Here is a 16,602-nt window from a genome sequence, read left to right on the forward strand (position 1 = left end):
TTACATGAAACAGTTAAAAGGGGGAATTAAATAATGAGAAAGAAGGTTGTAATTACTTTAGCTATATTATTATTTATAGTTTTTACTGGTTGCACAAATACAGAAAAAAACAATATTAAGCCTAATGAGTCAAATGTAACTACTGACTCAAAGGAAAATGATGAATATAAGGAGACAACTGAATCAAAAGAAGTTAATGATAGTAAGGAAATAAAGGTAGCTGATGTACAAATTCTTTCATTAGATAGTGGAGAATTTAATCTAACAGAGATATTTAATAATAATGATTTAGAGAAATTATCTTTACAAGAACTATCACTACTAAGAAATTCAATCTATGCTAAAAATGGTTATAAGTTTTCTACAGAAGAATTTCATAATTATTTCTCAAAATTCGAGTGGTACAAGCCAATAAGTAAAGATGTTGATAAGTTACTTAGCCAAATTGATAATGAAAACATTAAAAATATAATATTGATTGAGGAACAAAGTGAATCATGGATTAAGAACTCTAAAGATGATAAGGAACTAAGCCGTGAAATGGATGTGATGGTACCATTATTTGGACCAGCGGAAAAGGAAACATTATATATTACAAGAGAAAAATTAGATTATGAAGGTGGGAATCTCCCTACAAAAATAACATTGAATACTGGTCATAATAAAAAAGTGTTTGAAAGTACTTGGAATGATGGGATATATGTATCAGTAGTAGATTTTAATGAAAATGATGATGAAATAGATATTTACATAACAGAAACAGGTACTGATATTGGATGTACTACGCATATTTATAAAATTTCTCATGGAAGCATATACCCATATACTCGTTTTGAACATTTTGGAAAAGACTTTTTATATGATGGGAAAGGTAATATATATTATTGGTTCAACACAACGGGTAAAAGTATAATCAATACATGTTTTAATTATAAAACGAGGGAATCAAGTAATATATGGGATCAAAGCATACAAACAAGATTAAATAAACTGTTCAAAGATACTGAAGCTTATAAAGAAAATACAAATGAAACTAATTCCACTGAAAAGGATGATAAAAGGATTAAAGTTGCAGAACTAAATTATTATGAGGATTTAGACCTAGACGGAAATAAAGAAGAGATTAATATAGTATTTAAAGCTGACGATGTGGACAGTAGTTATAGGGCTAGTGCGTTTATAATTTCTATTAAAAAAAATGGAAAGAAAGCTTTACATCATGAGTTTAATTGTTATATTTGGGATTATGAATTGAAGTTTATATCCTGTAAGGATAAGATGTATTTTTATGTGCAGGATGAAGGACCAAGTGATGATCCTAATGCCACTATTTTTGAATTATGTGAAGATGGAATTAATGTTGTTCTTAGAGTAGGTGGATATATAATCGATTATGATTATGATGGAAATATATATACTTCATATAGCTATACTAATGATAAAAACAAGGTTTTGCTAACTTATTATAATATAAAGGATGGACTTAAGCATCCTAGTAATGATGAGATTATAGGAAAAATTCTTCAATACAATTGCAATATGGTACTATATAAAAAGAAAAATATTGCAGGGGGACATAGAGTTAGTTCAATTAGCGAAGAACACGCTGAGACCTTAAAGAGAGAAATTGCTGCATCCAATATAGATACTGGAATTGTTAAAATAGCAGATATTAATGAGTCTGTCAAGATAGTTGAAGTGGACTATGATTTCTATGAAAGATTCCCTAATATGGTAAGAAATATTCCTATTAAGGTGGAAACAAAAGATGGTCTTTCAGGGTGGTTATTTTGGCTTAATGGAGGAGATTAAAGTTAAATTGAAAGAGGGGACAAGTAAGTGGGGCTGTTTCAAAATGATTAATTATTTTGATACAGCCCCATTTCATTATAGAAAATAACTATAATAACAGATTTATCTATTTAATATTTGAATTGGTAATTCGATTTTTTTTAACTATAATAGAATTTGTGTGCAAATAACAGTTGACTAAATACTTTAGTTAAATAAATTAGATATACGGAGGAGAAAAAACAATGAAGAGACTATTATCATTATTATTAGCTTCTATGATGGTTTTCTCACTTGCTGCTTGTGGAAACAAAGCAACAAATGAAAACAAGAAAGAAAATACAGAAGCAACAAAGGTTGAAGAAGCTGATTACAAAATTGGTGTTGTTACGCCAACATTATCAACTAGTGAAGACGAATTTAGAGCTGCAGAAAATATGGTTAAAAAGTACCCAGGTATTGTTAAGCATATAACATTACCAGAAAACTTTAATACAGAGATTGAAACTGCTATGAGTCAAATTATCAGTTTAGCTGATGATGAAAAAGTGAAAGCTATTACAGTTACATCTGGACAATCAGGTCTTTTACCTGCTATTCAAAAGGTTAAAGAAAAGAGACCAGATATTATAGTTATTACTGCACCAATATGGGATGATCCAGATATGATGTCTAAGTACATAGATGTTTGTTTAGATACTGACTGGGAAAGAAGAGGAATAACAATTGCTGAAAAAGCTCATAAAATGGGAGCTAAAACTTTTATTCATTACTCATTCCCAACACATTTAGCAAAAGAATTAATCGCTAAAAGAAGAGATAGCATGAAAGCTACATGTGAAAGATTAGGAATGGAGTTTGTTGAGATTATTACTCCAGATCCTCAAACAGGAAATGGACCAACTGCAATGCAGCAATTCCTACAAGAAGATATTCCAAGACAGATTGAAAAATATGGTGTTGATACTAATATTTTTGGTACAAACTGTCCAATGTATGATGTTATATTAGATAAAGCTTTAGAATTAAAGTATTTAATGGCAGAGCAATGCTGTCCAACTCCAACACAAGCATTCCCTTCTGTAATGGGATTAGAGATTTCAGAAGAAGATGCTGGAGACTATGACAAAATCAATAAAATGATTAGCGAAAAAGCTGCTGAAGCAGGGGTTACTGGAAGATTATCTGGTTGGCCTGTACCAGTTACAGTATTCTTACCAGAATATGCTGTAGAATTAGCAAAAGCAATGATTGATGGTAACGTAGATCCTAAGAACGAGGAGCAATTAGAGAAATTTGCTGAAGAAACTTTTGGTGTTAAAGTTGATTTCAATAAATTAAAACCAGAATTAGATAACTATTTCTTAATGATAATGGAATCTATTTTCTATTAAAATAATTAGTTAGGTATAGGTGTTCCTATACCTAATTTTTTTAGCTTGTGTTATCATTGATCGTTATGAATATTTAAGGAAGGTGTTAATGTGAAAAGTGTAATTAAAATAAATAATCTCTCTAAAAGTTTTGGGAATGTGGAAGCTTTGAAAAATGTAGATTTTGAATTGAGAGAAGGAGAAATACATGGACTGATTGGTGCAAATGGTTCTGGAAAAAGTACCTTTCTTAATATATTGTTTGGAAATCCAAAGATTGAGGAGACTGGAGGATATTCAGGAGAGATTATTGTTGATGGTGATAAAAAGAAAATTTCTAGTCCAAGTGCTTCCATAAAAAGTGGTATAGGGATGATACATCAAGAATTTGCTTTAATATCTAATATGAATGTTGCTGAGAATATTAAGATTAATCGAGAACAGGCTTATGGGATAACTGAAAAGCTTTTTGGCAGAAGCTTTGCATATATAAATAAGAAGAAGAATCATGAAGATGCTCAGGAGATATTAAATACATTAGGCATTAAGCTTAATACAAATATAAAAGTGTGTAATCTATCAACAAGTATGAAACAGTTTATTGAGATTGCAAGAGAGATAGATAAAGAAAATTTAAAAGTGTTAATGCTTGATGAGCCAACAGCGGTTTTAAATAAGGAAGATTCAGATACATTAATTGAAATCCTAAAGGGGATAGCAAAAAGAGGAACTGCCATAATTTTTGTTTCTCATAGACTTGAGGAAGTAGTAAATTTATGTGATAAAGCTACAATTTTGAGAGATGGAGAGGTAGCAGCGGTATACGATAAAGAAGAATTTAATATTGAAAAGATCGCTGAGGATATGATTGGACATAAAGTAGTTAAGGTACAGAGAGAGAAAAAAGAAATTTCTAAGGAAACTATATTAAGCTTTGAGAACTTTGCTGTAAATATGCCAGGGGAAGAGGCTAGTGAAGTTAATCTTAATATAAATAAAGGGGAAATTCTAGGTATTACCAGTTTGGCTGGACATGGGAAAATGGCGCTAGGTTATGGAATCATGGGAATGTATGATACTGAAGGTACCGTTAATTATAAGGGAGAAAATTTAGACTTGAATGATTCAGGAAAAATAATTGATAAAGGAATATATATGCTTCCTGATGATAGAAAGAATATGGGGCTTCTTTTAAATCATTCTGTAAGGGATAATGTAATTTTTGCTGCCTTGCAAAATAAGAACAGGTTTTTAAAAAGATTTTTTATTGATTCTCTTGGTATGTTAAATAAAAAAGAAAGTCATGAACATGTAGAACATGCCATTGAAAAGTTTAATATAAAATGTAGTTCAATGTATCAAAGCGTTAGAGAACTAAGCGGTGGGAATCAACAAAAGGTGTGTATTGCAAGAGGAGTGGCACTTAATCCAGAAGTATTATTTGTAGCAGAGCCAACAAGAGGAGTAGATATAGGAGCTAAAGAAAGAATATTGGACATGCTGTTAAATATAAATGAAGAGAAAAATACAACAATTGTTATAGCATCTAGTGAGCTTGAAGAGCTAAAAAGGGTTTGTGACAGAATTTTAGTAATGTATGAAGGGAAGGTATTTAAAATATTAGATCCAGATAGTGATGATAGAGATTTTGCATTAGCTTTATCAGGGGAAAGAGGTGTTATGAGTGAAGCAGTATAAATTTCAAATTCCTCAAATTATCATAATGATATTTTTATTAGTAATGGCAGGAATGACTATTTATCTAGGAATACCTTTTCCAAGAATGTTTAATGACTCTTTAATAAAATTAGTTATGAATGGAGTTCTTGTATTATCTCTTATACCTATGTTAAATTGCGGTGTTGGAATGAACTTTGGGATTCCTGTAGGAGTATCTGCGGGTTTATTAGGAATGTGTATTTCAATAAATCTTAGATTAAAAGGTATTCTTGGATTTACAGGGGCATTATTTTTTTCAATAATAATTGGTATAGTATTTGGTTTCGTATATTCAAAAATACTAAATAGAGTTAAGGGAAGAGAAGAAATAGCAGGAACCTTTGTAGGATTTTCTTTTATTCCACTTATGAGTTTTTTTTGGACATTAGCACCTTTTACAAATCGTCAAATGCTCTATCCTATAGGTGGAAAAGGGCTAAGACCAAAAATTGGACTTAAGAATTTTTTTGGAAAAATATTAAATGAATTATGGGTAATTCATATTGGAGATTTTAAAATTCCTTTAGGACTATTATTATTCTTTTTACTAATTTGCATTTTAATTTATTTGTTTTTTAAAACTAAAACAGGGATGGCAATGATTGCAGTGGGAGAAAATGAAACATATGCAACCCTATCTGGAATTTCTGTGAATAAGATGAGAACTATTTCAATTATATTGTCTACAGTTTTAGCGGCAGTTGGGATATGTGTATATGCTCAAAGCTATGGTTTTGTAGAATTATATGAAGCACCCTTAATGATGGCATTTCCGGCTGTTTCAGCAGTATTAATTGGAGGAAGTTCAGGAAGGAAAACATCAGTGGTACAGGCTGTTGTGGGTGTGTATTTATTTCAAACAACATATGTATTATCAGCACCTTTGGCTAATGCAATTTTAATACCTGAGATGTCTGAGGTACTTAGAATGATGATAACAAATATAATTATTCTTTACGCACTATTATATAAAGGAGGACGTAAAAAACATGGAAAAAAATAATATGTTCTCTAGGTTAAAAGGTAAAAAACTTAATAGTGAGCTTAATATTGTTCCTTTAGTTTTCGGTGTATTATGTATAGTTGGAATTGTTTTTTCAGGGGTAAGTGTTAATTTTGTAATAAATCAGGTTATTATAAGATTTATACGAAATGGGGTAATGGTTTTAGCGCTGCTTATTCCAATAGCTGCAGGAATGGGGTTGAATTTTGCAGTTACAATAGGAGCGATTTCTGCTCAGATAGGATTACTTCTAGTGCTGGATTGGAAGATAGGCGGAGTTAAAGGAATACTTTTAGCTATCATAATTGGGGTTGTATTATCAATATTTTTAGGAAATTTAATAGGTTTCTGTTTAAATAGAGTAAAAGGTAAAGAGATGATAACCACAATAATTATGGGGTTCTTAGGTACAAGTATCTATCATTTTATTTTTATGGTTGGGTATGGTACATTCATCAAGCCACATAATGAAGAAATGATACTTTCAAGGGGAATTGGAGTAAGAAACATGGTAGACCTTGAGCAGTATAGAAATACCATTGATAAAATATGGTTAATGAAAATAGGAAAGATTGAAATACCTTTATTTATGATTTTTGTAGTAATTTTATTTGCTTTTGTTATTAAATATATTATGAATTCGAGACTAGGGCAGAAGTTTAAGGCTGTAGGAGAGAGTAATGAAAAGGCTGAGATAATAGGTATTAATACATCAGCAGTTAGACGAAATGCTATAGTTATTTCAACTATAATTGCTTGTCTTGGGCATATATTGTTTTTACAGAATATAGGAATGATTAATGTTTATACAGGTCATTTGAATTCTGATATATTCTCCTGTGCTGCATTGCTTGCAGGTGGAGCTACAATAAGAAGTGCCAATGTTAGGAATGCTTTTATTGGAATATTTTTATTCCATACTTTATTTGTAGTATCACCTTTAGCAGGACAAAACCTATTCAGTAATGCTGCATTAGGTGAATACTTTAGGAGCTTTGTAGCTTATGGGACAATAGCATTTGCATTAATTATGAATGTTAAGAATGAAAAGAAAAATATTGACTAACTTTATTATAAACTATATAATTCAAGTATAATTAAATAATGGTAGGGGAGCTTGTGTAATCAGGCTGAGAATACATCTAGATACGATGAAAACCCTTTAACCTGATCTGGGTAATGCCAGCGTAGGGAAATGATTTACGAATATTTTATACGTGTTACCTTTTTTTGGGGTAGCACGTTTTTTATTTTCCGTCTATGGCATATGATATAAAAGAAGTTTAGGAAGAGGTGTTAATATGAAAAAAGTACTGACTATTGCAGGGTCAGATTGCAGCGGTGGAGCAGGTATTCAGGCAGATTTAAAAACAATAACAGCCCATAAATGTTATGGAATGAGTGTCATAACTGCTTTGACTGCTCAAAACACAACAGGTGTTTATGGTATAGAATCATGTTCTGATGAATTTATTAAAAATCAAATGGATTGTGTGTTTAAAGATATCTTTCCTGATGCTGTGAAGATAGGAATGGTTGCTTCAAGTGAAATTATAGAGAGTATTTCACAAAAATTAAAAGAGTATAAGCCAAAGAATGTTGTGGTTGATCCTGTAATGGTGGCAACGTCTGGGAGTAAACTTTTAAATGATGACGCTATAGATAAGCTATTAAATGAATTAATACCATTATCAACAGTTATTACTCCAAATCTTTTTGAGGCAGAGATTCTTTGTGGATTTAAAATTAAAACAGAAGATGATATGGTTAGAGCTGCTAGGAAAATAGGAGAGAATTATGAGGGACATATCTTAATAAAAGGTGGACATCTTGAGGATAATGCTAATGATCTATTATTCTCAAGAGGGGAAATATATTGGTTTGAAGGTGAAAGAGTTCATAATCCTAATACCCATGGAACAGGATGTACCCTTTCATCAGCTATAGCAAGTAATCTAGCTTTAGGATATTCAGTTGAAGAAAGTATACGTAACAGTAAGGAATATATAACTGGTGCATTAAAAGCAAACTTAGATCTTGGAAAAGGAAGCGGTCCCTTGGATCATTGTTATAAAATAAATTAACACTGAAAAACAAGTAAAAATTGCAAAGGAATTTTCTGTTGGGTACATAACTTAACATCATCGCATCCTATAATGCCAAAACGTATCAAAGCAATTCAACACTTAGATACTCGTGGAGAAGTATTCTAAAATAGATTTAATGACTAAAAGAAAGTAGTAAATATAAATAAGCATATACGTAAGAAATGAGCTATGATTTATAAAATTATAGCTCATTTCTTACGTATATAATCCATGTAAGCATTTTATGCAACTCTAAAAAGCCAAGGATTAATATTATTGTGAGGATATTTTTCGAAATAGAGATAAGCTCTGAAAAATGTCTCTGAAAGAATTTAAATATATACAATTGTTAAAATAAGTATTTATATGATAAAATTAACAATATAGTATAAGGAGGGGTCATATGAAAAAGTTATATGGTTCAGTTGCTTTAGTAATAGGGGCTTCGTCAGGAGTAGGCAAGGCATGCGCTGAATTTTTACATAAGTATGGCTATAAGGTTTATGGAACTTCTAGAAAAGTTGAATTTCCTGACTCAGAAATAATGGAAGATGGCATTGTAATGGTACCCTTAGAGGTTACAGACAGCAATAGCATTAAAAAAGTAGTTGATTATATTATAGGAAGGGAGGGAGAGATAAACCTTTTAATTAATTGTCCAGGCTATGGATTAAGTGGAGCTGTTGAAGATATTTCATTAAATGAAGTGAGAGAAATTTTTGAAACAAATTTATTCGGAATCATGATGGTTTGTAGAAATGTATTACCTTATATGAGAGAAAATAAAAAGGGACTTATTGTTAACATAAGTTCTGTTGCTGGAATTATATCTATACCTTATCAATCTATGTACAGTGCGACAAAATATGCATTAGAAGCAGTTTCAGAAGCAATGAGAATAGAGGTAAAGCCTTTTGGTGTTAAGGTTGCTTTAATTGAGCCTGGGGATATGAAAACAAATTTTATAAGAATCGCTGCTAAGGATGCTGATGAGAATTCCGTCTATAAACTGAGATATGAAAAAGCAGTTGATGAGATGATAAAGTCAGAGGAAAATGGACCGGAAGCTGAAGTTGTGATTAAAGAGTTAAAGAGAATATTAAAGAAGAGGAATCCATCCCTTAGAAATATTGTTGGAATGAAATATAAGTTAATAGGAAAGTTAAGAAAACTTCTACCAGAACGGTTGTTGGAATTAATAATAAGTAATGTATATTAATTAAGGGTTTAAGGAAAATTTGGGAGGCTATTTTATGGATATTTTTAAAAAGTGTTATGATTATACAGCTGCAAAAGAAGCAATAGAAGCAGGAATTTATCCTTATTTTCATATGTTAACATCAGGACAGGATACAGAGGTTATGATTAAAGGAAAGAGAACGATTATGTTAGGCTCTAATAACTATCTTGGGTTAACAGCTGATGAAAGAGTAAAAAAAGCTGCAAAGGATGCAATTGATAAATATGGTTCAGGATGTTCGGGATCAAGATTCTTAAATGGAACACTTGATGCTCATATAGATTTGGAAAGGAAGTTAGCTGAATTTTTACATAAAGAAGCTGCATTAACTTTCAGTACAGGATTTCAAACTAATTTAGGTATAATTTCAGCTATAGCTGGAAGAAACGACTACATAATATGTGATAGAGCAAATCATGCTAGTATAATTGATGGCTGTAGATTAAGCTTTTCAAAGTTATTAAAGTATAAACATAATGATATGGAAGATTTGGAAAGAATATTGAAAAAGGTTCCAGATAATAAGGGGAAGCTAATAGTAACTGACGGAGTATTCAGTATGGAGGGAGATATTTGTGATCTTCCTGGAATAGTTAAGTTGGCAAAAAAATATGGTGCTAGAGTAATGGTAGATGACGCCCATGGACTAGGGGTTATGGGGGAGACAGGAAGAGGTACTGCAGAGTATTTTGGGCTAGAAGATGAAGTGGACATTATTGTAGGGACATTTAGTAAGTCCTTAGCAAGTCTAGGTGGATATATTGCAGGAGATGAGGACTTGATTCACTATGTTCAGCATTGTTCTCGTCCATTCATATTTAGCGCATCAATACCCCCAGCTAATGTAGGGGCGGCTCTTGAAGCATTAAAGATACTAGAAAAGGAACCTGAAAGAGTTAAAAGGTTATGGGAAAATGCAGAGTTTATGAGAAAAGGATTTAAAGAAATAGGATTATCAATTGGTGACTCTGTTACACCTATAATTCCAGTTATGACTTGGGAGGATGAAAGAACATTTATAGTTGCAAAACTCCTTTTAGAAGGGGGAGTATATGTTAATCCTGTTATTTCACCAGCGGTAAAGAGCGGAGAAGCTCTTTTAAGAACAAGTTATACAGCAACTCATACTAAAGATCAGTTAGAATATGCTCTCGAAGTATTTAGAAGAGTGCTTTAGATAAGAGAAAGAATAATAGGGAGTGAAGTATATGGATACAAAAGCATTTTATAAACTTACTTATGGTCTTTACATTGTTTCAAGTTCTTTTGAAGGGAAACAAAGTGGTTGTGTTGTTAATACTCTTTCACAGGTGACTTCAAAGCCACCAAAGTTTTCTGTTACTATTTCAAAGAATAATTTCACATCAAAGATTATTGAAAAATCAGGATTCTTCGCTGCAGTAGCTTTAAATCAAAAGGCTGATATGGACTTAATAGGTGAATTTGGTTTTAAAAGCAGTGACACTACAGATAAATTTGCTAAGTTCAATACTGTAATTGATAAGAAGGGTATAAAGTATGTTACAGATTGTGCAGCTGGAAGATATAGTTGTAAAGTGATTGATAGAGTAGATTTAGGAACTCATATTATGTTTATAGGTGAGGTTTTAGAAGCTGAAATATTAAATAATGATGAAGTTATGACGTATAGATACTATCATAGTGTTATAAAAGGAACAACTCCTAAAAATGCACCATCTTATAAAGAGGAAACTGCAAATAAAGGATATCGTTGTAAGATTTGCGGATACGTTCTAGAGGCAGAAGAAATTTCAGATGATTATATTTGTCCTATATGTGGACAGGGTAAAGATAAATTTGAAAGCTTATAAATATTAATAAAAATGTCTGTGTACATAAGTATACAGACTTTTTTTCATTAATAATTCAATTTATATTGATTAAAATAATTTAATAAATTAATACATAAGATATACGTATGTATTAATTTATGAATTTTATTTAAAAATTTCAGGAGGAGAGAAGAATGAGTATTAAAGGATGGATACTTTATAGTCCCTTTAAGGCAAGAGTAAAGCAGGATAGTTATGAGAATAATAGGTTTTTAGAAGTAGCGAAAAAAAACAATATGGAACTAGAAATTCTATATCCTGAACAATTTGATTTGATTGTAACTAAACAAGGTGAAAAGTCAATTTTCTTAGATGGAAAACCAGTTGATTTGCCCGACTTTGTTTTGCCGCGTTTAGGAGCTCATATGCCTTACTTTGCATTATCAGTATTAAGACAGCTGGAGAAACTAGGAGTACATATTATCAATGAACCAAATAATATAGAAATGGTAAAAGATAAATTATATACTCAGCAGGTTCTAGCTACAAATAATCTTCCTGTTCCTAAAACTATGCTTGTAAGATTTCCTGTTAATGAAGAACTAGTGAATAAATATTTAGGATATCCGCTAATAGTAAAAGCAATAAGTGGTTCACAGGGAAGTGGTGTATATCTATCTAATAATGAAAAGGATTTTAAGAATCTTATGCAGTTGATGCAGACTACCAATTCAAGTATGAATTTTATATTACAAGAATTTATAAAGGATAGTTTTGGAAGAGATTTAAGAGTTTTTGTTGTTGGAGGAAGGCCAATTGTGTGTATGGAAAGAAGTTCGGCAACAGGTGATTTTAAAGCTAATTTTTCACAGGGAGGAAATGTTTCAGATTATGAATTAAATCCTGAGATTGAATGGTTAGCTACTGAAAGTTGTAAAATACTAGGGTTAGACGTGGCTGGAATTGACTTATTATTTGATGGAGAACACTATAAAATATGCGAAGCTAATTCTGCACCAGGTTTTGAAGGTTTGGAAGCAGCAACAGGAATTGATGCTGCACAAGAGATATTTAACTACATAAAAATAAGATTAGGTTTTTTAGAGTAATAGATTTAATTGTAAAGCTATCTTTGTGTAATAACATAAGATGGCTTTTGATATTATTTAGTTATTGGCATTTGACAATAAATCAAAATGCGAGTAATATAATAATGAAAAATGTTGGTAGAAAAGGAAGTGGATTTCATGTTTACAGAAGATTATTCAGATCTTGTTATAGAGCATTTTATGTGTCCAAGAAATGTAGGGATATTACAGAATTCCAATGGAGAAGGTTCAAATGGAGATCCTCAATGTGGAGACTTTTTAGATATTTATATAAGAGTAGAAAATAATATAATTGAAGATATTAGTTTTCTAGTGCAGGGATGTCCCGCATCAATAGCCACTAGCAGTATGGTAACAGAACTGGCGAAAGGGAAGCCTTTACAAGAAGCATTAGAAATTACTGAAGAGGATATTATAGATGCACTAGGTGGTCTTCCAGAACAAAAGAAGCATTGTTCAAATCTTGGTGTTAAAGCATTGAGAAATGCTATTGAGGATTATAAAAAAAGCTAAAAGCATAGTTATTAAAAAAATACTACATAAAAACCATCATGAAAATGATATGCTCCCTTTATAATAGACAATTATATTATTTCAATTGTCTACTATAAAGGGAGCATATCACTATAATCTTATTAGGATATTTCTACACTAGTACGTTTATCTATATTGGTATTATTTTTAGTTAACTCTAAAACTTTTGAGATAATTACAATTCCATATAAACTTATTAATACCATAATTACTGGTGACATAAAGATAAATACACAAAGGTATATTAAATAAATAAATAATAAATACACATTTATACCAGCAAACATATTGGCAAAAAGTGAAGTGAAATTAATTATATGTTTATATTTGCTTTTCTCAAATACAAGTATTGTCAACATACTTAATATGAATACAAGAGTTGTCCATGTAAATAAATAACTGGCCCCTTTAATATAAATACTTGTAAACATCATAATCACAGACCATAACACTAAATTCCCTAAATATATTTCCATATAGTTAATATATTTATTAATGAATTTTATAATAAGAACTAATAATATTGTAGTGATTATTAAATAAAGTAACATTATAGTATTGGAGTTTTTAGGTGTTATGAAAAACATATTCCATTTATAAGTTCTTGATTCAAAATTGTTGAGAGCACATGCACCTCTATTGGTAAGAGAAAACAAACCTTTAGTTAAAAGATATGTTAGCAATAAAGTAATTAAATTCATACCTGTACCCAATATAACTTTGAAGATCTTAATTTTACCTTTTTTATATGCTATATAAGTTAATACAATTAGCAAAAGAATTGTAAATATAGACAATGGGATTGCTATTTTAGCTGAGTAATTAATAAATATGTTTTTAGTAAGAGTAAAATATACGCTATCTATCTCAGTATCATTTAACTTATCTAAATCGGCATTACCTAAGTATCTCATAAGATTCAGGATGGTTGTCCCATAATATTGTAATGTTTTTTTATTATAATTTTCAATATTATCAGTTGGTTCATGATATGTATGAGCACCATTTATGTTTGCAAAGTTTAATCCATTAAGTCCTTTATTTCTAAATTCTGTAAAGTCAGTACCATTAGGCATTTGTTTATATACTTCATAAGTGGCTGAAAATGCGAAAGGATGTGGTACACTTTTTTTCATAGCACCTATTATATTACTGTTCCCTTCACCGGTTTCAAACATTGTAACAATACCTGAATTTCCTCTAGCCTCTAGATTAACTACTAATTTTGCGTCATTAAAATAGGGGTGTTCGTCAACAAAGGCTTTTGCGCCTAGTAAATATTCTTCTTCACCATCTGTTATAAGAATTATAATATCATTTATTAGAGTTTCCTCATTTTTTAAAGCTCTAACTGTTTCAATAATTGTTGCAACACAGGAACCAGCATCAGCTGCTCCAGGACCATATTTTACTGAGTCATAATGTGATACTAAAAGTATGGCATCATTAGAATTAGCACTTCCTTCTAATCTAGCTATTATATTAGTAATATTACCTTCTCTATTTCCGTTTTTGCTATAGGTTGAGTTCAATTGAGGTTCTAAACCTAAATCTTTTAATTGCTCAACTAAATAATTTCGTACTTTCTCATTTTCTTCTGTTTCAATAGGATGGGGCTTTTGAGCAATATTATTTAGAACCTTCATAGCTCTAGTTGCTGAAAATTCATCCAGTGGAGCATCCTCTGATTTCAACGAAGGTAATGAAATGGTATTCATTAAGATTAAGATTGAAATAAGAAGAGAGACAAAAGATAATAAAAAATATTTCATATTCTTCAAAATAATCACCTCTTTAATAATGCTATTATTGTTACATTGTACCATATATTAACTTAAAAGGGTTAAAATCGAAATGCTCTAAAGGATTTAAACTATATTTATAAATAAAAAAACTCCCTGCAGTAACAGAGAGTTTAAAACATATTATTTTATTTTAAAGTATTCTCAAAGATTTCATCTATTTTCTCAACATCTTCAGAGATAGCTAAGATAATGTAGTTACCATTTGTTTTTAATACATGATTTTTAACCATTTCATGGTTCTGTGGAACATAGTTTTCAAATGCAGCTAATTGATTTTCTACACGTTTTTCAAGTGCAGCCTGCAATTCAGGTAACTTTGATTCTTCTTTTGCTTTAAGTATAACTAACTCTCTAGCATCAAGGTTTATCATAGCACATCTAATAATTCCTTCTTCAACATCTTCTGGATTGATTCCATATCCTTCTATCATTCCTTTAGTAAGTTCGTCCATTTCTTTGTTTGATAAATCTAAATCCATTAATCCATCTAAATTAACTTCTCCTTCAATAGCACTTACAATATCCTTTACTGGTACATTAGGTACTTTAGCTTCTTCCTTTCCACATCCAACTAATGCAAATACACATAAGAAAGCCATAGCTAAGCTTAATATTCTTTTCATTTTAATTCCTCCTAAGTATAATAAATTTGTAAAGATAATTTCTTTAAATTAATTATCTCTAAATGATTACATAACTTATACGTAGTGAATATTAAAAAGTTAGGGGTAATTAAAATTTTTTTAATAAAATTTAAGGAATTATTGTATGTGTATCAGGTACGCATGCATATTTTAGGTCTGAATACATATTTTAGCTATAAATCCGATCATAATATCAAATTCTCTTGATTATTGGAAAAAAATATAATATAATCAAGAAGTAAACAATAAATACATGAAATGAAAGGGGCACCGCTATATGATGAAGATGTTGAATTTTTGTTAATAGATTATAATTTAATAATTTTATAGCAAATTATATTACCTTGATATGTAAGGTTTATTAATTATGGGTTGATATATTTTAGTTAAAAATATTAACCATAATTACCTGACAAAGATATTTTGTATAGGTTTGTTTGCTATATCTATTAACAGAGAACAACATTAATTATAGCCCTGAAATTTTTAATATTTTAGTGAGATAAATACCATATTTATATGATATTGTACTTAAAGTTATGATACAGCCATGCGTCAGTATAACTTGTGAGTTTATTTGTCTTACTATGATTAATATGAATTCAAGCTGTGTTATGTTAGTTATGACACAGCTTTTTTGCGTAAAAAATTTTATAATTCAGTTTTTATGATTGTGCAACCTTCTTATTTTATGGAATTATGTACATCAATTAACTGAAGTTAATATTTGATAATTTTTACGTAATGAATTTATAAACGGGTGTAGTTGAATGAAAGTTCAGCTGCACCTTTTTTATTTTGGGAAAATCTATGGGGAGGTACTGGTCCAATGTATTAAATATAATAAATCAGACATTGATTATCAAATATTGGAGTATAAATAATCATAAACATTTTGGAGGGGAAGATATGGAAAAATTATTTTTAAACTGGAAAAACGTTGGAGTGAATTCTGAGGAAGAAGTGGTAAGGTATTGTCACAACTGCGGCAAGAAAGTAGTTTTTAAGGATTCTTTAGTGAGAAGAGAAAATGCAAACGGCAGGAACATTTACCGTTGGGCTATATATAAATGTGAAAAAGGCCATACATGGAATAGAAAGTTAAAGGACTTTAAGGCATTTAATAACATGGAGGATAACCTTGCGCCTAATACACCAAGTAAACTTTACACAAGTTTATATGATGAGAAGGGGAGTGAAATAGAAAAATACATAAATGAAGATTTAAGTATAGTTGAGATAAAAAATAATAACTATGAATCCATTGAGATTTTAATAGATGAAGTTGAGGGTAAAACTCGAGTTGATAATCTCTTATCTTCAAAGTTTGAAGATTTAAGTAGAAATAAAATAAAAAAACTCATGGAAAAGGGAAAGATTCTTTTAAATGAGTGCAATGTTAAGAGTAATAAATTTATTAAAACATCATGCAAAATTACTATTTTAGATGTGCAGAGTATATAGGAAAAATGGATGGGGGTCTGACTCCCATCCCAAAAATGAG

General features: G+C 30.4%; 14 protein-coding genes and 1 riboswitch. Of the genes, 12 read left to right on the forward strand and 2 right to left on the reverse strand.

Going from position 1 to position 16,602, the window contains the following annotated elements:
• The first annotated feature begins 33 nt into the window (after positions 1 to 33).
• From OW730_RS09745 to OW730_RS09795, 11 genes are all read left to right on the forward strand, one after another.
• On the forward strand, positions 34 to 1,812 hold the full coding sequence (locus OW730_RS09745) for a YARHG domain-containing protein (RefSeq protein WP_271228831.1): 1,779 nt from the start codon (positions 34 to 36) through the stop codon (positions 1,810 to 1,812).
• A 224-nt stretch (positions 1,813 to 2,036) separates the two neighbouring features.
• Positions 2,037 to 3,185 (forward strand): DUF3798 domain-containing protein, encoded by a 1,149-nt coding sequence (locus OW730_RS09750; RefSeq protein ID WP_271228832.1) that lies wholly within the window; start codon positions 2,037 to 2,039, stop codon positions 3,183 to 3,185.
• Between the two features lie 90 nt (positions 3,186 to 3,275).
• Positions 3,276 to 4,862, forward strand: a complete 1,587-nt coding sequence (locus tag OW730_RS09755) for a sugar ABC transporter ATP-binding protein (protein WP_271228833.1) — start codon at positions 3,276 to 3,278, stop codon at positions 4,860 to 4,862.
• Positions 4,849 to 5,886 carry an ABC transporter permease subunit gene (locus OW730_RS09760; protein ID WP_271228834.1) on the forward strand — a complete coding sequence of 346 codons (1,038 nt, stop codon included), beginning with the start codon at positions 4,849 to 4,851 and terminating at the stop codon, positions 5,884 to 5,886. Before OW730_RS09755 ends, OW730_RS09760 begins: the two co-directional genes overlap by 14 nt.
• Positions 5,873 to 6,952: an ABC transporter permease subunit gene (locus OW730_RS09765; protein WP_271228835.1), complete on the forward strand. Its 1,080-nt coding sequence runs from the start codon at positions 5,873 to 5,875 to the stop codon at positions 6,950 to 6,952. The genes OW730_RS09760 and OW730_RS09765 overlap by 14 nt, the downstream gene beginning before the upstream one ends.
• Positions 6,953 to 6,985: 33 nt before the next feature.
• A riboswitch (TPP riboswitch) is annotated at positions 6,986 to 7,098 on the forward strand.
• 89 nt (positions 7,099 to 7,187) lie between these two features.
• Entirely contained in the window at positions 7,188 to 7,970 is a 783-nt protein-coding gene (gene thiD / locus OW730_RS09770) for a bifunctional hydroxymethylpyrimidine kinase/phosphomethylpyrimidine kinase (protein WP_271228836.1), read from the forward strand.
• Between the two features lie 406 nt (positions 7,971 to 8,376).
• The gene (locus tag OW730_RS09775; RefSeq protein WP_271228837.1) at positions 8,377 to 9,192 is read left to right on the forward strand and encodes an SDR family oxidoreductase; all 816 of its coding nucleotides are present in this window, start codon (positions 8,377 to 8,379) and stop codon (positions 9,190 to 9,192) included.
• Positions 9,193 to 9,226: 34 nt separating this feature from the next.
• Positions 9,227 to 10,390, forward strand: coding sequence for an aminotransferase class I/II-fold pyridoxal phosphate-dependent enzyme (locus OW730_RS09780; protein ID WP_271228838.1), 1,164 nt, complete (start codon positions 9,227 to 9,229; stop codon positions 10,388 to 10,390).
• Between the two features lie 31 nt (positions 10,391 to 10,421).
• Complete coding sequence (locus OW730_RS09785) at positions 10,422 to 11,045, forward strand: flavin reductase (protein WP_271228839.1); 624 nt, start codon at positions 10,422 to 10,424, stop codon at positions 11,043 to 11,045.
• A gap of 155 nt (positions 11,046 to 11,200) precedes the next feature.
• Positions 11,201 to 12,115 (forward strand): ATP-grasp domain-containing protein, encoded by a 915-nt coding sequence (locus tag OW730_RS09790; protein WP_271228840.1) that lies wholly within the window; start codon positions 11,201 to 11,203, stop codon positions 12,113 to 12,115.
• Between the two features lie 138 nt (positions 12,116 to 12,253).
• Complete coding sequence (locus OW730_RS09795; protein ID WP_271229542.1) at positions 12,254 to 12,628, forward strand: iron-sulfur cluster assembly scaffold protein; 375 nt, start codon at positions 12,254 to 12,256, stop codon at positions 12,626 to 12,628.
• 122 nt (positions 12,629 to 12,750) lie between these two features.
• Here OW730_RS09795 and OW730_RS09800 read toward each other — a convergent pair whose 3' ends face one another.
• On the reverse strand, positions 12,751 to 14,421 hold the full coding sequence (locus OW730_RS09800) for a M28 family peptidase (RefSeq protein ID WP_271229543.1): 1,671 nt from the start codon (positions 14,419 to 14,421) through the stop codon (positions 12,751 to 12,753).
• Between the two features lie 158 nt (positions 14,422 to 14,579).
• A complete protein-coding gene (locus OW730_RS09805) occupies positions 14,580 to 15,077 on the reverse strand; it encodes a DUF4358 domain-containing protein (RefSeq protein ID WP_271228841.1) in 498 nt (165 codons plus the stop codon).
• 930 nt (positions 15,078 to 16,007) lie between these two features.
• Between OW730_RS09805 and OW730_RS09810 the strand changes: the two genes are divergently transcribed.
• Positions 16,008 to 16,562, forward strand: coding sequence for a DUF1062 domain-containing protein (locus OW730_RS09810; protein ID WP_271228842.1), 555 nt, complete (start codon positions 16,008 to 16,010; stop codon positions 16,560 to 16,562).
• The last annotated feature ends 40 nt before the right edge of the window (positions 16,563 to 16,602 follow it).

Origin of the sequence: Oceanirhabdus sp. W0125-5 (genome assembly GCF_027938815.1) — a bacterium.
Classification (GTDB): Bacteria; Bacillota; Clostridia; order Clostridiales; family Clostridiaceae; genus Oceanirhabdus.